Raw genomic sequence first — 16,246 nt, forward strand, 5'->3', positions numbered from 1 at the left:
GCCTGTGAGTGAGGACACACGATTAAGTTACGATACGTCACGTAATTAGGTCAAGGGGCGAATTTGGTGCTCGGTGCTCGCCGGTTTCGACACCTGGGTCGTGGTCGTCGTCGAACAACAGCCCCAGGGTCGAAAACGATGCGGAGCGGAGGGGTGCGGTCTGGTCAGGTTCCGCCGTCGATCAGGCGGATCAGATCATCTCCAGTGCCGCGAGATAGAGATCGGTCGAGGCGAACGCACTGGTGGGCTTGATGCGCTTGTGGGCGACGCCGCCGAGCCGCCGCTCGGAGAAGATGATGCGACCATCCGGGCTGAACCCGATCTCCAGTTCGGTCGCCACGCCTGTTGCGCTGAGCAGAGGGTGTTCCCACACCATGGTGCGGTACTCGGCATTCGGGCCGCTGTCGAAGATCAGGTCCCAGTCTTTCTCGTTGGCGCGTTCTCGGACCAGATCAAACATCTCGTAATGCATGGTCGTTCCTCTCGTTATCGCTTGGTTCGGTGTTGTGGAGATGCGGTGCGCTGTAGGGATATCGAGTGAGCCCTCAGCATCGTTCAATCGAGGTCGGTGATCTGTCCGCTGATCGGCCCATCGTCTGGGCCAACTCCGGATCCGCCGATCGGGGGATAAGGGGGGACGAAATGGTCGCTGCCCCTCGATCAGCGACCATTCCGTCGGTCGGGGGTGAGCACGACCCGGTGTCCGGGGAACAGGACAGTAAAGAGGAAGGGTCCGACAAGTTCGGATCAGGTGGTCACGGCCGGCGCATCGAGGTCGTGACCAGGGAGTTCAGCGACCTTCAGGAACTCTTCGCGCGCTCGTACTCGGCGGCGCCGGAGACGGCGAGCGCCACGGCGCCGGCAACGGCCGCGATGAAGGCGATGGCCACCAGCCAGCCGAACCCCGGTCGTGAAACGTCGCCCAGCAGCACCACGCCGACGATGCCGGGGATCACGGTTTCGCCCACCACCAATGCCGCTGCCACCCCGTTCACCGAGCCGACCTGCAGGGCAACGGTGAACAGATAGAACCCGCCGAGGCCGGCGACCAGAATTGCCCACAGCGCCGGGTCGGCGATCAACACACCCACGTTCAGGGGCTCGAGTCCGTCGACGACGCGCACCGCGACCGCCATCGCCCCGTAGAGCACCCCGGCGATCAGGCCGGCGGGCACGGCAGCGTTCCTCCCGAGGAGTCGGACGAGCGTGGCGCCCAGGCCAAGGATGATCGCCGACACCACCAGGACACCCCAATGCAGGATCGCGCCGGGATCACGGTCGCCCAGATGCCCGGCGGTGGCCCCCAGGATGCACAGCGCCACAAGGACTATGGCGATCGCGGCCCAGTCACGCCGCAGTAGCCGGACATGGAGCGCAAAAATGCTCAGCACGGCGGTCACGACGAGGTTGGCGCTGATGATCGTCTGCGACAGGAACAGTGGGATCAACCGCGCCGATACCAGGCTGCCCACGAAACCCAGAAGGTCGAGCGCCATACCCGCGATGAAGATCGGTGCGAGCATCGCGGTGATGGTCGACCGCAGGGTGGGGCCGTTCTCCGCGGTGTCGGCCGCCGCGCCGGAATGTCCCGCGGCATACGACTGCAGAACCGATGCTGTTCCATAACCCACGCAGGCGAGGAGCGCGGCGGCCACACCGATCAGCACCGCGAACCGTCCTGGTGTGCCGGTGCGAACGCGTCAGCGCGGGACATCTGGCGATTGTAGGAGGTGCGAGCTCACCGCCTTGGCCGGTAATACGCTCCCAAGGTGCAGATCCGTGGATTTCTATCGGCGCGATTCCGCCGGAGTTCGTTGACGTTCGGTGCGATCGCGACGACGGCCGCTGTGTCCGGGGCCGCAGTGCTCAGCGGCTGCACACCAGAGCATTCCGCCCCCGGGGTGCCGACGACGACCTCGGCCGGTGCCACCAGTACGACGGAACCACAGGCTTTGCCGGCCTGTGCCACAGTGTCGATCTCCTTCGAACCGGCGTTGGATGCCCAAAACATCCGCTGCGCACTGACTCTCGATGATCATTCGACCATCACCGTGTCCAGTGACCCGGCGTGGTCGTTCAGCCTGCAGAACGGGGGCAAAACCGTCCAGGAGTTCCGCGAACCCACCGACAAGATCGGCCAGACCGGGGTGGCCGCGCTGCTGCAGGACATCGACCAGAGCGGCACCCCGGTCCTGTTGGTGGTCACCGGACGGGGTGGCACGGGTGGTGAACCCATGGCGGTGTGGCGACAGGCCGGCCAGCCCGCGCACTTTGTGCGGGCCGGCGAACTGTTCGGATTTCGGCGGTTCTATCGAACGCCCGAGGGGTTCTTCGGCAACTACGCCCATTCCGGCGCGGGCGCGGGAACCGTCACCCTGTACCGGTGGGACGCTGACACTCTCGCCGAGGCTGTCGCACTGGACGTTCAGGTCCCGGAGTGGCCCAAGAGACCCGACGACACCCGTGAGTGGATCCGCAACAGGAACGTTGATTGCACGCTCGACAACGACGACTATCCGCCAGGTGCCCTGGCCACCCGGACCGCCTCGATGAAGGCCGCCGGTGTCGACCCGGCGACCGCCGCACAGCAGTTCTGCAACCAACCGTGGGTCGCGACCATCTACCGATGAGTGCTCGTTTCACCAATTTTCTGCCGCGATGATGTGAATCCGGCCGAGTAACAGCCAGGCGTGGAAGTCGGCGCGGTGGTGAGGAGCCCCCGAAGGCTCGACAGTAGGGTGGGCGAGTGGCCGAGATCGCGCCGCTGCGCGTGCAGCTGATCGCCAAGACGGAATTCCAGGCACCGCCTGAGGTGCCGTGGAGCACCGACGCCGACGGTGGGCCTGCACTCACCGAGTTCGCCGGCCGGGCCTGCTACCAGAGCTGGTCGAAGCCCAACCCGAGGACGGCGACCAACGCGAGCTACATCCGCCACATCATCGACGTCGGGCACTTCTCGGTACTCGAACACGCTTCGGTGTCCTTCTACATCAGCGGTATCTCCCGATCGGCCACCCACGAACTGATCCGGCACCGGCATTTCTCGTACTCACAGCTCTCGCAGCGCTACGTACCCGAGAACGACGCCGAGGTGGTGGTGCCGCCGGGGTTCGAGGGCGACCCCGAGCTGGTGGAGATCTTCACCGCGGCCGCGGACGCCAGCCGAGCCACCTACACCGAACTGCTGGCTCGCCTGGAAGCCAAGTTCGCCGATCAACCGAACGCTGTTTTGCGTCGCAAGCAGGCCAGACAGGCCGCGCGGGCGGTGCTTCCCAACGCCACCGAGACCCGGATCGTGGTCACGGGCAACTACCGCGCCTGGCGCCATTTCATCGCGATGCGGGCCAGCGAACACGCTGATGTGGAGATCCGCAGGCTCGCAATCGCCTGCCTGCGTGAGCTCGTCGAAGCGGCTCCGGCGGTGTTCTCCGATTTCGAGATTTCGACGCTTGCGGATGGTAGTGAGGTGGCAACGTCGCCTCTGGCCACAGAGGCTTGAGACCACCGGGTAATCTTGGCGCGTGAGTACGAGCGGAATCGATGTAACGGCGCAGTTGGGCACGGTGTTGACCGCAATGGTTACGCCGTTCAAGCCCGACGGCTCGCTCGATCTCGATGCGGCCGCTCAGCTGGCCAATCACCTGATCGACGCCGGCTGTGACGGCCTGGTGCTCTCCGGTACCACCGGCGAATCGCCGACCACCACCGATGACGAGAAGCTCGCGCTGCTGCGCACCGTGCTGGAGGCAGTCGGGGACCGGGCCCGCATCGTCGCCGGCGCGGGCAGCTATGACACCGCCCACAGCGTGCACCTGGCCAAGGCCTGCGCCGCCGAGGGGGCACACGGCCTGCTCGTGGTGACGCCGTACTACTCACGGCCCCCGCAGGCCGGTCTGATCGCGCACTTCACCGCCGTCGCCGACGCCACCGATCTGCCGAACCTGCTCTACGACATCCCGCCGCGGTCCTCCATTCCCATCGCCTGGGAGACCATCCACGCCCTGGCCGCGCACCCGAACATCGTGGGCGTCAAAGACGCGAAGGGTGACCTGCACGGTGGCGGCCAGATCATCGCCGAGACCGGGTTGGTGTACTACTCGGGCGACGACGCCCTGAACCTGCCCTGGTTGGCCATGGGTGCCGTCGGCTTCGTCAGCGTCTGGGGTCACCTGGCCGCCGGCCAGTTGCGGGACATGTTGACCGCGTTCAACTCTGGCGATATCGCCACTGCCCGCAAGATCAACGTCTCGTTGGCCCCGCTGGCTGCCGCCCAGGCCCGCCTCGGTGGGGTGACGATGTCCAAGGAAGGCCTACGGTTGCAGGGATTCGATGCCGGTCAGCCACGACTGCCGCAGATCCCGGCGTCCCCGGCCGAGATCGAGGCGCTGGCCGTCGATATGCGTGCGGCTGCGGTGTTGCGATAGTGAGCACCGAACTCGCGCCCCCCAAGCCACTGGCCCCCGGCGGTCTGCGAGTTACCGCGCTGGGTGGAATCAGCGAAATCGGCCGCAACATGACGGTCTTCGAGCACCTGGGCAGATTGCTCATCGTGGACTGCGGGGTGCTCTTCCCCGGGCATGACGAGCCCGGCGTCGACCTGATCCTGCCGGATCTGCGCCACGTCGAGGACCGTCTCGACGATGTCGAAGCGCTCGTCGTCACCCATGCCCACGAGGACCACATCGGGGCGATTCCGTTCCTGCTCAAGCTGCGTCCGGACATCCCGGTGGTCGGCTCGAAGTTCACCATTGCGCTGATCCGCGAGAAGTGCCGTGAACACCGGATCAAGCCGGTGTGCGTCGAGGTCGCCGAGCGGCAGAGCAGCCAGCACGGCGTCTTCGAATGCGAGTACTTCGCCGTCAATCACTCGATTCCGGGGTGTCTGGCCGTCGCGATCCACACCGGTGCCGGCACCGTGCTGCACACCGGCGACATCAAGCTCGACCAGCAGCCGCTCGACGGCCGCCCGACAGACCTGCCGGGCATGTCGCGGCTCGGGGACGCCGGTGTCGACCTGTTCCTTTGCGACTCGACCAATTCCGAACACCCGGGTGTCAGCCCGTCCGAGAGTGAGGTCGGCCCGACGCTGCACCGGCTGATCCGCGGTGCCGAGGGCCGGGTAATCGTGGCCTGCTTCGCATCGAATGTCGATCGCGTACAACAGATCACAGATGCGGCGGTGGCGCTGGGTCGGAAGGTTTCGTACGTCGGACGCTCGATGGTGCGCAACATGGGCATCGCCCGCGAGCTGGGCTACCTGAAGGTCGACGACGCCGACATCCTCGACATCGGCGCGGCCGAGATGATGCCGCCCGAGAAGGTCGTCCTGATCACCACCGGTACCCAGGGTGAGCCGATGGCCGCACTGTCCCGGATGTCGCGGGGCGAGCACCGCAGCATCACGCTGACCGCCGGCGATCTGATCATCCTGTCCTCGTCGCTGATCCCGGGCAACGAGGAAGCGGTCTACGGTGTCATCGACGCACTGGCCAAGATTGGCGCCCGCGTGGTCACCAATGCCCAAGCGCGCGTGCATGTTTCCGGCCACGCGTACGCGGGGGAGCTGCTGTTCCTCTACAACGGGGTACGTCCCCGCAACGTGATGCCGGTGCACGGCACCTGGCGGCACATGCGCGCCAACGCGGCACTGGCCGCGAGCACCGGGGTTCCGTCGGAGAACATCGTGCTGGCCGAGAACGGTGTCAGTGTGGACCTGGTGGCCGGTAAGGCCTCGATCTCCGGTGCGGTGACGGTCGGCAAGATGTTCGTCGACGGGCTGATCACCGGCGATGTCGGGGACGCCACCCTTGGTGAACGCCTGATCCTGTCTTCGGGTTTCGTGGCGGTGACGGTAGTCGTCCACCGCGAGACCGGAAAGCCCGCCGCGCCGGCCCATCTGTATTCCCGCGGATTCTCCGAAGACCCGAAAGCGCTGGAGCCGGTCGCCCGCAACGTCGAGCGGGAGCTGGAAAGCCTTGCCGCCGACAACATCACGGACCCGACCCGCATCGCGCAGGCGATCCGGCGCACGGTGGGCAAGTGGGTGGGGGAGACCTACCGTCGCCAGCCGATGATCGTGCCGACGGTCATCGAGATCTAGCCAAATTGGTGCACCGAGCGACTCGGCGGTGCAGTTAGATTGGCATGGTGAGCCGACCAGCGCCTGAGGTGCCATTCGGGCGACGCCGTCCGATTCCGCCGTTCAGCTCGGTGGACGAAGCAAAGCGTGCGGTGGAGTACCCGTTCTTTCTTCGATATCTGCTCGTCGTCGGAGGCTTCCTGTTCGCGGTGGTTTTCTCGTGGGCGGTGTATTCGCTCGTTGTCCGGGAGCGCGGACCCAGTACCACCGTCACCGTCGTGTTCGTGGTGGCGCTCGTCGCTGTCGTCGTGGGGTCGAAGCTCATGCCGTCCATCCTGGCGCGTCGCTTCTACGACCGGGTGGCGCGGGGCGGACTCCTGTGCGACGTGTACCCGGCCGGTTTTCCCGACGGCAAGGTCGCAATTCTGATCGACGCACGGCTGCCCGATGCGCAGGCGGCTTACGTGCACGATGCGATCGTCTCGTGGCTCGGGCGGTTGGCGTCGAATCCTGCGACCCTTGGCCAGGCCGGCGACCTGTTCGCCGACGGTCCGATCCGCAGTGCCGACGAGCTCGCGGGCCCGGGCGCCAGGGGTGGATTTCTTGTGGCAGGTGACAAGAATCCGTATGAGGGCTGGCGTCTCATTCTTCCCGAGGCGAGTCCGCGCGACCCGCACCGGCCGTACTCGAATGGTCTTGTGGTTCAGGTCAAGACGCCGAGCGTGGAGTCAGCCGGCAAGTAGCAGAATCCCGCCGGTCGGCAGGGCGATCACTTTGATGAGTTCGAACGCCACATAGACGTAGTGCGCCTGTGAACGCCCCGCCGGCTCTTCGCCCGGGGCGACGGCGAGTACGGCGTTGGAGCGCTGAGTCAGCTTGGGACGCACGGCAATCAGTTGAACGGCGAGCGCCACGATGGCAATTGCGAAGGCCGCGATCGCCGCTACGGACGGGCGATGCAGGGCGAGGGTCACGATGATGGCGACGGCGAACGTGGTTTCCACCGTGTTCAATGCACGGAAAACCATGCGCCCGATACCGAGTCCGATCTGCAGCGTCACGCCCGGTGCCCGGAACTTCAGCGGCGCCTCGATGAACGAGATCGCCAGCACCATGCCCAGCCAGCAGAAGGTCACGGCGACCGCGACAGCCAGACCGGCGTTCATCATGAATCTCCTTTCGGGCCCAGGTGGGCCACGCACAGATCCGGTTCGACGAACGCGTCGAGTCGCTCGACCGCAACCGGTGCCTGCCAGCTTTCCAACGCCCCCTGCATCAACCCCAGGTGGATCGGGCACACAACCGACGCGCGGGTCTGGGCCAACTCGAGAAATGGGCAGTGGCGCAACCGGAGTTGATCATTCTCGGGTGGCTCCGGCGCGAAACCGATGTCATCGAGTGTCTGTACCAGGGCGTCAACGGGGGAGTCGATCGCCGGGCGCGGCATCGTGCGTCCCCAGGCACGCCCCATCTCCCGGGCTTTGGCGGCGGGGTCGTCGTCGGAAGCCAATCCATTGGCCAGGATCTCGGCGAGCATCCGGTAATGGGTGGGTCCGGTCGGGTCCATCCGGCGCACCGCCCGGTACAGCTGCGGGGGCCGCCCGGGGCTGCGGTGGTGAGGTTGGACACGTTCCACCTGCCCGCCGGCCTCGAGGTGCTCCAGGTGAAACCGCACGGTGTTGGTGTGAACGTCGAGTCGGGCGGCGATCTGCGCGCTCGTCATCGGCGTTGCAGAGGCCTTCAACGTGCTCAGCACGTCGACTCGGCGCTTCCCGATCGCGGGGATCATCGCTAGAGTTTATACAACAGGAGATTGTAGAAACTAGGGCGACGCGCGACCGGCCCGGAAGGGATCAGTCCGATGTCTGAAGACCTGGCAGGCCGCGAGGATGTCGAGCTGCTGCTGTGGCGCTTCTACAGCAACGCGCTGTCGGATCCGGTGCTCGCCGAACCGTTCTCCGAGCTGCGCGCCAAGGGCCTGCGATCCCATCTGCCTGTCATGTGCGATTTCTGGGAGACCGTGCTGTTCCGCGCCGGGCTCTACCACGGCAGCGCCCTGATCGTGCACCGTGAACTGCACGCCCGTCATCCGTTGTCGGCGCAACATTTCGTGCGCTGGCTGACCCTGTGGACCGACACCGTCGACGAGCTGTTCTCAGGTCCGTATGCCGAGCGGGCCAAGCTGCAGGCCGGCCGTATCGCCAAGGCCATGCATCGGCGACTGGCCGGTGTCGATGCCGCGGAACTCGACGCGTTGGTTGCCTGCTAGCGCTTTTCGGCGAAAGCCGTCCATTCCACCTGTGAGGCGGTCAGCTTCCGGCCGGCGGGTGAAATGTAGTGCGAGGTGAGGTACTCGGGCCCGGCCTGCTCGATCAAATTCCAGCCGTAGGGCTCGATGAACGACGCCACCCGGTCCGGGTCCAGCCCGAACTGCCACAGCCGGCTGCGGACGCGGAACCGCCGATACAGCGATTCGGCCCCGTACCGGTTGGTGCCGTCGATGAAATCGCTGCGGACATACGTGAATGCCAACAGGCTCCCCGGCGTCGCCGAGCGAAGGAACTCGAATGTCGCCGCGACACTTTCAGCGCTCAGATACTGCGTCACGCCTTCCCAGATGAAGAACGTGCGGTGTTCACTGCGGTGGCCGTGCCTGGCCAGTTCGGCGGCCAGGTCATCGCGTTCGAAATCCACCGGCACCAGGTGCACCGAGTCCGGCACGGTTCCCAGCGCGCCGCGCACCACCGAGCGTTTGCGCTCGATGTTGATCGGCAGGTCCACCTCGAACACCGGGATCGCGGTGTGCCGGGCGAGCCGGTAGCCCTTTGTGTCCAGGCCGGCGCCGAGAATCACCACGGCGTCGATATTCGGCAGGGCCTGCGTGAGCTTGTCGCCGATGTAGCGCTTGCGGCAGGTCAGATTCGCCCACAGCCCAGGTCCCGAGCGTTCGGTCGCCCTGATCAGAAGTCTGCGGGCAACGGACCAACGCGCGGCCCGGGTGAACGCACGGAGTCCCGCCGGGAGGAACGACAACGCCAATTCGTCGTCGACGAGCCGTCGCCGCACCGGTTCGTACTGCTCGACGGCGGCGAGCACCATCGGGCCGATCGCGGTGGCGGCGACGGGATCGCTCATCGCTTGTTGACGATGCCGGCGTCCACGGGAAGTGTCACGCCCGTGACGTAACGCGCCTGATCCGACACCAGCCAGGCCACCGCATTGGCGATGTCCTCCGCCTGTACCACCTGCACCGGCAGTGCGTTGGAGAAATCGGTTGGGGCGTTGAGTTCCTCGGAGATGTGGCGCAGCCAATCCCGGGTGAACTCGTTGTTGATCATCGGGGTGTCCACTCCGGTGGGGTGGATCGAGTTGACCCGAATGCTGTGCGGGGCAAGGAAATTGGCGTAGGCCCGCATCAGGCCCACCACCCCGTGCTTGGCGGCGGTGTAACCGAGTGAGCCGCGGTCCCCGCCGCCGACACCAATCAGGCCGGCTGCCGAGCTGATCAGGACGATCGATCCACCGTCGCCCTGGGCGACCATGATCGGGATCGCCGCCTCGACGGTGTGGTGTACGCCGGTCAGGTTGACGTCGATGACATCGCGCCAGCCGTCGGGACCCGACTGCATCGGGGCGATCCCGGCATTGGCGACGACGATGTCGAGCCGGCCGAGCTGATCAACCCCGGTCTGCAGCGCCGCTCGCAGAGCTTCCTCATCGCGCACATCGGCTTGCGAAGCGACGATGCGCGCACCCGTCTCCTCTACGAGCTTGACCGTCGCCGCCAGATCCTCGGGGGTGGCCAGCGGGTAGGGCACCGACTCGATCTGGTGGCATAGGTCGATCGCGATGATGTCGGCCCCGTCGGAGGCCAGTCGCAGGGCCTCGGCCCGCCCCTGGCCGCGCGCAGCGCCGGTGATGAAGGCGACCTTGCCGGCCAGGGGAGCTTCGGTGGCCATTAGGCGCGCAGCTGTCCCTTGGCGGGGTCACCCGCGACGACGGGTTGCAACATTTTGATATCGGGGGCACCGTCGAGCAGTTCGCCGATGGAGCCGAACAGGGTGCCGATCGCCGGGGCGGTGCTGTGCGCCTTGAGTGCATCGGCGTCGGCCCACTGCTCGACGAACACGAAGGTGCCGTCGGCCTCATGCAGCGAATACAGCTGGCAGCCCGGCTCGTCGTGGACGGCTGCGACGGCGTTGGTGCAGGCCTCGCGCACTGCGTCGACGGATTCGGGCTTGGCCTTCATGGTGGCGACGACGACAACAGGCATATGTGCAGAACTCCTCGATGAGTGCCGAAACTGGACGAGCGTCCACCCTAGGCGATAAGCGGGTGGATTTGGTTCGTATGGCTAAGTGTCATTTGAGACCGTCTTGTGACCCGTGTGGCAGATGGTGATTGTGGGGCATATGCGACTAGGCTTGCGGTCATGGCTAACAAGACCGCCGGCCGATCCGGAGCGCGTTCGAGCAGGTCGAATGCCAGCTCGCGGGGCGGTTCGCGGCGTCCGGCGCCGGCCCGCAAGGGTCGCCCGGCTGCGCCACGGCGTAAGCCCGCCCGCCGGACCCAGGCCTCACCCGTCTCTGCCGCCGGCCAGAAGCTCGGCCAAGGTGCCCGCGCCGGCTGGTTGATGCTGGCCAAGGGGGCCGGTTCGACCGCCCGCTCGGTGGGGCGCGCCCGCGATATCGAACCCGGCCATCGCCGTGACGGTATGGCTCTCGCGCTGCTCGGCATCGCCGTCGTCGTGGCTGCCAGCTCCTGGTTCCATGCGGCCGGCCCGGTGGGGCAGTGGATCGACACCGCAGTGCGCACCCTCATCGGAGGCCCGGTTGTTCTGGTGCCCGTCGTCCTGGGCGCCGTTGCCGTCGTCTTGATGCGCACCGAACCTGATCCGGAATCCCGCCCCCGGCTGATCCTGGGATCGGCCATGATCGCACTGCCGATGCTGGGCCTGTGGCACCTGTGGTCGGGCTCGCCGCAGGATCCCGTCGCACGTCAGCATGCCGCCGGATTCGTCGGCTTCGCCATCGGCGGGCCGCTGTCGGACGGGCTGACTGAGTGGATCGCGGCGCCGCTGCTGTTCATGGGTGTGCTGTTCGGTCTACTGCTGGTCACCGGGACGACGATCCGTGAGGTGCCCTCGACGCTGCGGAGCATGTTCAGCACCCGGGCGTTCCACGATGACGACTATGACGACGATTACGACGGGGACTACGCCGACGAGTTCGATGACGAGGACGGCTACGACGACCTGTCCGACGGCTACTACGACGACGACATCGCAGGCGGTGACACGCAGGCCCAGACCTGGCCGACAGCCGCGATCGAGGCGCCCAAGGCGCCGACCGGCACGCCGATGGACAACTACCCGCTGCCCGACGAATCTGACGCACCCACCGTCCCTGAGCCCGCCGTCAAACCGCGGCGCAAGAAGGCCGGAACCGAATCCGGGTCGAAGCCGGCCAAGGAGACCGACGACACCCTGGTGATCGACCGGGTGATCGAGGGTGATTACACCCTGCCGCCGCTGGACTTGCTGGCCGACGGTGACCCACCGAAGCGGGTCGGCCGGGACAACGACCGCATCGTGAACGCCATCACCGAGGTGATGGAGCAGTTCAAGGTCGACGCCACGGTCACCGGTTTCCAGCGCGGCCCGACCGTCACCCGGTACGAGATCGAGCTTGGGCCCGGCGTCCGCGTCGAGCGATTCACGCAGTTGCAGCGCAACCTGGCCTACGCGGTGGCCAACGAGCACATCCGCCTGCTGGCGCCGATCCCCGGTAAGTCCGCTGTCGGTGTCGAGGTGCCGAACAGCGACCGCGAGATGGTCCGGCTCAAGGACGTGCTGAGCGCACCGACCACCCGCAATGACCACCATCCGATGGTGTTCGGCATCGGCAAGGATGTCGAAGGCCACTTCATCAGCTACAACCTGGCCAAGATGCCGCACCTGCTGGTGGCCGGCTCCACCGGTTCGGGTAAGTCGAGCTTCATCAACTCGATGCTCGTGTCGCTGCTGCAGCGCGCGACACCGGACGAGGTCCGGATGATCCTGGTCGACCCGAAGATGGTGGAATTCCCGCCGTACCAAGGCATTCCGCACCTGATCACGCCCGTGATCATCGACCCGAAGAAGGCTGCCGCCGCGCTGGCCTGGCTGGTCGAGGAGATGGAGCAGCGCTACCAGGACATGAGCGCCAGCGGTGTCCGGCACATCGACGATTTCAACAAGAAGGTGCGCTCGGGCGAGATCACCGCGCCGCTGGGCAGTGAGCGGGTCTACAAGACCTACCCGTACATCCTGTGCGTCGTCGACGAGCTGGCCGACCTGATGATGCAGGCCCCGCGCGACGTCGAAGACGCGATCGTCCGTATCACCCAGAAGGCCCGCGCCGCGGGTATCCACCTGGTGCTGGCCACCCAGCAGCCGGTGGTGTCGGTGGTCACCGGCCTGATCAAGGCCAACGTGCCGTCCCGCATGGCATTCGGTGTCACCAACGCCACCAACTCGCGCGTCATCCTCGACCAGGTCGGCGCCGAGAAGCTCACTGGTAAGGGTGACGCGCTGTTCCAGCCGTCGGAAGCTCCCAAGCCGATCCGCGTGCAGGGCGCCTTCGTCAGCGACGAGGAAATCCAGGCCGTCGTCGCCTACACCAAGGAGCAGGCCCAGCCCGAGTTCATCGACGGCGTCACGGTCAAGACCGTCGAGAAGCGCGACATCGACAGCGATATCGGCGACGACATGGACGTCTTCCTGCAGGCCGTGGAACTGGTCGTGTCGAGCCAGTTCGGGTCCACCTCGATGCTGCAGCGCAAGCTGCGCGTTGGGTTCGCCAAGGCAGGCCGCCTGATGGACCTGATGGAGACCCGGGGCATCGTCGGGCCGTCCGAGGGCTCCAAGGCCCGCGAGGTGCTGGTGAAGCCCGATGAGCTGGCCGGCACGCTGATGCTGATCCAGGGCGGCTCGGACGCCAACGGCGCCGCCGCCGACGATCCGGACGGGTTCTAGACCGACGATTTGTGGAGTCTTACCCGTGACCAATACGGGTAGGGCTCCACAAATCACTCAGAGCGTCAACAGCATCCGCGTATTGCCCAAGGTGTTGGGCTTGACGTAGGACAGGTCGAGGAACTCCGCCACACCCGTGTCGTATGAGCGGCACATCTCCTCGTACACCTCGGCGGTCACCGGCGTGCCGTCGATCTCTTCGAAACCGTGCTTGCCGAAGAAGTCGACCTCGAAGGTCAGCACGAAGATCCGGCTCAGGTGGAGGTCGCGGGCGACATCGAGCAACTGCTCGACCAACACATGGCCGACGCCGGTCCCGCGGACCTTCGGATGCACGGCCACCGTGCGTACCTCGCCGAGGTCGGCCCACAGCACATGGAGCGCGCCGCATCCGACCAGTTCGTCGTCGAGTTCGACCACCCAGAATTCCTGGACCGCCTCGTACAGCGTCACCAGGTTCTTCTCCAGCAGGATCTTGCCCGCATAGACGTCAACCAGGCTCTTGATCGCCGGGACATCGGACGTGCGGGCGCGGCGCACCACAGGGTGTTTGCGCGGCTCGACACTGCCTGGGTTCACAGGCGCAAGAGTATCGGTTACGGCAACCGATATTCTGTTGCGGTGCCGGGCCAACCTTCTACCGATCCGGTGGTCCCGCGTGCGCGCGTGGCCAACCTCGCCAACGTGCTCACAGGAGTGCGGATGGTGCTGGTTCCGGTCTTCCTCGTATTTCTGTTCGCCGGCGACGGCCATGAAACCGGCTGGCGGATCGCCGCTTTCGCGGTGTTCGCGGTCGCGGTGATCACCGACCATTTCGACGGGGCTTTGGCCCGCAGCTACGGGATGATCACCGAGTTCGGCACTCTGGCCGATCCGATCGCCGACAAGGCGCTGATCGGGGCAGCGCTGATCGGCCTGTCGATGCTCGGCGATCTGCCGTGGTGGATCACCGCGGTGGTGCTGACCCGTGAGATCGGGATCACCGTGTTGCGGTTCGCGGTGCTGCGGCACGGCGTGATCCCGGCCAGCCGCGGCGGCAAGCTCAAGACACTGGTGCAAGCCGTGGCCATCGGGCTGTTCATCCTGCCGCTGCATGCGTGGCCCGCCATCTGGCTCGATGTCGCCTGGGTGATCATGTGGGCGGCCGTGGTGTTGACCGTGCTCACCGGTGCCGACTACGTCATATCCGCGATCAGGGATTCGCGTGGACGATCCGCTGCTCACTGACGACGCCAGGGCCCTGGTCGCCGACCTGACGGTGCGCTCACAGAGCGTGGCCACCGCCGAGTCGCTCACCGGCGGGCTGCTCGCGGCGACGCTGGCGGGGGTGTCCGGGGCCAGCGCGGTTCTGCAGGGCGGCCTGGTCACCTACAACGAGGACACCAAGATCTGGCTGGCCGGAGTGGCTCCGCAGGTGCTCGATGCGGTCGGCCCGGTTGCGGCTCCCACCGCACGGGCGCTGGCCGTTGGGGCGCGGCAGCGTTGCGCAGCTACCTGGGGTGTCGGCCTGACCGGCGTGGCCGGGCCGGAACCGCACGGTGGGCACCCGGTGGGCACCGTGTTCATCGGCCTGGCCGGCCCGGTCGACACCGAGGTCATCGAGCTTTCGGTGTCCGGCTCACGCTGGGATATCCGCCGCGCCGCCGTCGACGAGGCCATCGCCCGATTGCGCTTCCTGGTCGAGAACCAGTAACCGAAATCTGTTCAACGGTTTCCTTCGGGAACCTTGCGGTGGCCGGCGGCGTTGGTCTTTTTAGCGAACCTGTGACAGGCGAGGCGAAGGAGAGCGCGATGACGACATTGCTGCGTGAGGTGATCGGCGACGTGCTGCGTAACGCCCGCACCGAGCAGGGGCGGACGTTGCGTGAAGTGTCCGACGCGGCGCGGGTGAGCCTCGGGTACCTCTCCGAAGTGGAGCGGGGCCGCAAGGAGGCTTCCAGCGAACTGCTCAGCGCCATCTGCGACGCCCTGGACGTGCCGCTGTCGCGGGTACTCACCGATGCGGGCGAGAACATGGCCGAGCGTGAACACGCCGGCGCCGCGGTCCAGGTGCCGGCCCACGCCAATGTCGCCCACATCGACGCGGCGACCAAGGTGGTCATTCCACAGGTCGTGTCGATGGCCGTTGCGTGACATGAGCACGGTCCCGGCGCCGGCCTGATTGCGCTGCTCGTCCCTTCGGCGCGAATTTTCGCAAAACACCCATGCGAACAGCGTGCGGGGCTGTGGCTGCATGTCCGGAACCGATAAGTTGGCATCAGAGGAATTGCGGCAACCTGAACGACAAGGCCCCATCAAGGGCCTGACAAGCCCGACAGATAAGGCGGAACGAACCAATGGCCAATCCGTTCGTCAAGGCGTGGAAGTACCTGATGGCGCTGTTCAGCTCCAAGGTCGACGAATACGCCGATCCGAAGGTGCAGATCCAGCAGGCCATCGAGGACGCCCAGCGTCAGCATCAGGCACTCACCCAGCAGGCCGCCCAGGTCATCGGCAACCAGCGCCAGCTGGAGATGCGGCTGAGCCGTCAGCTCGCTGACATCGAGAAGCTGCAGGTCAATGTCCGCCAGGCGTTGACGCTGGCCGATCAGGCCACCGCTGCCGGTGATGCGGCCAAGGCCACCGAGTACACCAACGCCGCCGAGGCGTTCGCGGCGCAGCTGGTGACCTCCGAGCAGAGCGTCGAGGACCTCAAGGCGCTGCACGATCAGGCCCTGCAGGCCGCCGGGCAGGCCAAGAAGGCCGTCGAGCAGAACGCGATGATGCTGCAGCAGAAGATCGCCGAGCGCACCAAGCTGCTGTCGCAGCTGGAGCAGGCCAAGATGCAGGAGCAGGTCAGTTCCTCGCTCCGGTCGATGAGTGAGGTCGCCGCGCCGGGTAACACCCCGAGCCTCGACGAAGTGCGCCAGAAGATCGAGCGCCGCTACGCCAACGCCATGGGCGAGGCCGAGCTGGCCCAGAACTCCGTACAGGGCCGCATGATGGAGGTCCAGCAGGCCAGCGTCCAGATGGCGGGCCACTCCCGGCTCGAGCAGATCCGCGCTTCGATGCGTGGTGACGCGCTGCCCAGCGGTGACGCCGCCCCGGCCACGCCGGCCTCCCCGGCGGCCAGCCAAACTCCTGCCACCCCCGAAAACCCGCTCGGCCAATAG

Annotated in this window: 19 protein-coding genes; 11 read left to right on the plus strand and 8 right to left on the minus strand. The window is 66.3% G+C overall.

Annotated elements, in window-relative coordinates; genetic code table 11:
- Window positions 1–190: 190 nt before the first annotated feature.
- Both ACWEFV_RS02105 and ACWEFV_RS02110 read right to left on the minus strand, forming a co-directional pair.
- A complete protein-coding gene (locus ACWEFV_RS02105) occupies window positions 191–472 on the minus strand; it encodes a hypothetical protein (protein ID WP_450068911.1) in 282 nt (93 codons plus the stop codon).
- A gap of 328 nt (window positions 473–800) precedes the next feature.
- Window positions 801–1,667 carry a hypothetical protein gene (locus ACWEFV_RS02110; RefSeq protein WP_450068912.1) on the minus strand — a complete coding sequence of 289 codons (867 nt, stop codon included), beginning with the start codon at window positions 1,665–1,667 and terminating at the stop codon, window positions 801–803.
- Between the two features lie 102 nt (window positions 1,668–1,769).
- Here ACWEFV_RS02110 and ACWEFV_RS02115 point away from each other — a divergent pair, with 102 nt between their 5' ends.
- The 5 genes from ACWEFV_RS02115 (at window position 1,770) to ACWEFV_RS02135 (ending at window position 6,822) form a co-directional block, all read left to right on the plus strand.
- Window positions 1,770–2,630: a hypothetical protein gene (locus tag ACWEFV_RS02115; protein WP_450068913.1), complete on the plus strand. Its 861-nt coding sequence runs from the start codon at window positions 1,770–1,772 to the stop codon at window positions 2,628–2,630.
- Between the two features lie 116 nt (window positions 2,631–2,746).
- On the plus strand, window positions 2,747–3,499 hold the full coding sequence (gene thyX, locus ACWEFV_RS02120) for an FAD-dependent thymidylate synthase (protein ID WP_135453791.1): 753 nt from the start codon (window positions 2,747–2,749) through the stop codon (window positions 3,497–3,499).
- Between the two features lie 22 nt (window positions 3,500–3,521).
- Window positions 3,522–4,424: a 4-hydroxy-tetrahydrodipicolinate synthase gene (dapA, locus tag ACWEFV_RS02125; protein ID WP_450068914.1), complete on the plus strand. Its 903-nt coding sequence runs from the start codon at window positions 3,522–3,524 to the stop codon at window positions 4,422–4,424.
- Complete coding sequence (locus ACWEFV_RS02130; RefSeq protein WP_450068915.1) at window positions 4,424–6,100, plus strand: ribonuclease J; 1,677 nt, start codon at window positions 4,424–4,426, stop codon at window positions 6,098–6,100. The genes dapA and ACWEFV_RS02130 overlap by 1 nt, the downstream gene beginning before the upstream one ends.
- A 47-nt stretch (window positions 6,101–6,147) precedes the next feature.
- Window positions 6,148–6,822, plus strand: a complete 675-nt coding sequence (locus ACWEFV_RS02135; RefSeq protein ID WP_450068916.1) for a hypothetical protein — start codon at window positions 6,148–6,150, stop codon at window positions 6,820–6,822.
- On the opposite strand, the gene ACWEFV_RS02140 is transcribed toward ACWEFV_RS02135, so the two are convergent.
- Both ACWEFV_RS02140 and ACWEFV_RS02145 read right to left on the minus strand, forming a co-directional pair.
- Window positions 6,808–7,245: a hypothetical protein gene (locus ACWEFV_RS02140; protein WP_450068917.1), complete on the minus strand. Its 438-nt coding sequence runs from the start codon at window positions 7,243–7,245 to the stop codon at window positions 6,808–6,810. The two genes, ACWEFV_RS02135 and ACWEFV_RS02140, sit on opposite strands and share 15 nt — an antisense overlap.
- On the minus strand, window positions 7,245–7,868 hold the full coding sequence (locus ACWEFV_RS02145; RefSeq protein WP_135453796.1) for a helix-turn-helix transcriptional regulator: 624 nt from the start codon (window positions 7,866–7,868) through the stop codon (window positions 7,245–7,247). The genes ACWEFV_RS02140 and ACWEFV_RS02145 overlap by 1 nt, the downstream gene beginning before the upstream one ends.
- Before the next feature lie 72 nt (window positions 7,869–7,940).
- On the opposite strand from ACWEFV_RS02145, the gene ACWEFV_RS02150 reads away from it, so the two are divergent.
- Window positions 7,941–8,348, plus strand: a complete 408-nt coding sequence (locus ACWEFV_RS02150) for a group III truncated hemoglobin (protein ID WP_135453797.1) — start codon at window positions 7,941–7,943, stop codon at window positions 8,346–8,348.
- On the opposite strand, the gene ACWEFV_RS02155 is transcribed toward ACWEFV_RS02150, so the two are convergent.
- The 3 genes from ACWEFV_RS02155 to ACWEFV_RS02165 are packed head-to-tail and all read right to left on the minus strand — an operon-like array spanning window position 8,345 to window position 10,352.
- Window positions 8,345–9,214 carry an SAM-dependent methyltransferase gene (locus tag ACWEFV_RS02155; protein WP_450068918.1) on the minus strand — a complete coding sequence of 290 codons (870 nt, stop codon included), beginning with the start codon at window positions 9,212–9,214 and terminating at the stop codon, window positions 8,345–8,347. The genes ACWEFV_RS02150 and ACWEFV_RS02155 overlap by 4 nt on opposite strands.
- Complete coding sequence (locus ACWEFV_RS02160) at window positions 9,211–10,038, minus strand: mycofactocin-coupled SDR family oxidoreductase (RefSeq protein ID WP_450068919.1); 828 nt, start codon at window positions 10,036–10,038, stop codon at window positions 9,211–9,213. The genes ACWEFV_RS02155 and ACWEFV_RS02160 overlap by 4 nt, the downstream gene beginning before the upstream one ends.
- Window positions 10,038–10,352 (minus strand): putative quinol monooxygenase, encoded by a 315-nt coding sequence (locus ACWEFV_RS02165; RefSeq protein WP_135453800.1) that lies wholly within the window; start codon window positions 10,350–10,352, stop codon window positions 10,038–10,040. Before ACWEFV_RS02165 ends, ACWEFV_RS02160 begins: the two co-directional genes overlap by 1 nt.
- Before the next feature lie 159 nt (window positions 10,353–10,511).
- Between ACWEFV_RS02165 and ACWEFV_RS02170 the strand changes: the two genes are divergently transcribed.
- Window positions 10,512–13,094: a DNA translocase FtsK gene (locus ACWEFV_RS02170; protein WP_450068920.1), complete on the plus strand. Its 2,583-nt coding sequence runs from the start codon at window positions 10,512–10,514 to the stop codon at window positions 13,092–13,094.
- 57 nt (window positions 13,095–13,151) lie between these two features.
- On the opposite strand, the gene ACWEFV_RS02175 is transcribed toward ACWEFV_RS02170, so the two are convergent.
- A complete protein-coding gene (locus ACWEFV_RS02175) occupies window positions 13,152–13,673 on the minus strand; it encodes an amino-acid N-acetyltransferase (RefSeq protein ID WP_210115505.1) in 522 nt (173 codons plus the stop codon).
- Between the two features lie 42 nt (window positions 13,674–13,715).
- Here ACWEFV_RS02175 and pgsA point away from each other — a divergent pair, with 42 nt between their 5' ends.
- The 4 genes from pgsA (at window position 13,716) to pspA (ending at window position 16,246) form a co-directional block, all read left to right on the plus strand.
- Window positions 13,716–14,321, plus strand: a complete 606-nt coding sequence (pgsA, locus tag ACWEFV_RS02180) for a CDP-diacylglycerol--glycerol-3-phosphate 3-phosphatidyltransferase (protein ID WP_135453803.1) — start codon at window positions 13,716–13,718, stop codon at window positions 14,319–14,321.
- A complete protein-coding gene (locus tag ACWEFV_RS02185) occupies window positions 14,299–14,787 on the plus strand; it encodes a CinA family protein (RefSeq protein ID WP_450068921.1) in 489 nt (162 codons plus the stop codon). The genes pgsA and ACWEFV_RS02185 overlap by 23 nt, the downstream gene beginning before the upstream one ends.
- A 98-nt stretch (window positions 14,788–14,885) precedes the next feature.
- A complete protein-coding gene (clgR, locus tag ACWEFV_RS02190; protein ID WP_135453804.1) occupies window positions 14,886–15,227 on the plus strand; it encodes a transcriptional regulator ClgR in 342 nt (113 codons plus the stop codon).
- Between the two features lie 203 nt (window positions 15,228–15,430).
- Window positions 15,431–16,246: a phage shock protein PspA gene (gene pspA / locus ACWEFV_RS02195; RefSeq protein WP_135453805.1), complete on the plus strand. Its 816-nt coding sequence runs from the start codon at window positions 15,431–15,433 to the stop codon at window positions 16,244–16,246.

This window comes from Mycobacterium sp. NPDC004974 (assembly GCF_053600815.1).

Bases quoted from the DNA above. Each gene is read 5' to 3' on its own strand.
- ACWEFV_RS02105 (WP_450068911.1), bottom strand. From the start codon at position 472: ATGCATTACGAGATGTTTGATCTGGTCCGAGAACGCGCCAACGAGAAA.
- ACWEFV_RS02140 (WP_450068917.1), bottom strand. From the start codon at position 7,245: ATGAACGCCGGTCTGGCTGTCGCGGTCGCCGTGACCTTCTGCTGGCTG.
- ACWEFV_RS02145 (WP_135453796.1), bottom strand. From the start codon at position 7,868: ATGATCCCCGCGATCGGGAAGCGCCGAGTCGACGTGCTGAGCACGTTG.
- ACWEFV_RS02150 (WP_135453797.1), top strand. From the start codon at position 7,941: ATGTCTGAAGACCTGGCAGGCCGCGAGGATGTCGAGCTGCTGCTGTGG.
- ACWEFV_RS02155 (WP_450068918.1), bottom strand. From the start codon at position 9,214: ATGAGCGATCCCGTCGCCGCCACCGCGATCGGCCCGATGGTGCTCGCC.
- ACWEFV_RS02160 (WP_450068919.1), bottom strand. From the start codon at position 10,038: ATGGCCACCGAAGCTCCCCTGGCCGGCAAGGTCGCCTTCATCACCGGC.
- ACWEFV_RS02165 (WP_135453800.1), bottom strand. From the start codon at position 10,352: ATGCCTGTTGTCGTCGTCGCCACCATGAAGGCCAAGCCCGAATCCGTC.
- ACWEFV_RS02170 (WP_450068920.1), top strand. From the start codon at position 10,512: ATGGCTAACAAGACCGCCGGCCGATCCGGAGCGCGTTCGAGCAGGTCG.
- clgR (WP_135453804.1), top strand. From the start codon at position 14,886: ATGACGACATTGCTGCGTGAGGTGATCGGCGACGTGCTGCGTAACGCC.
- pspA (WP_135453805.1), top strand. From the start codon at position 15,431: ATGGCCAATCCGTTCGTCAAGGCGTGGAAGTACCTGATGGCGCTGTTC.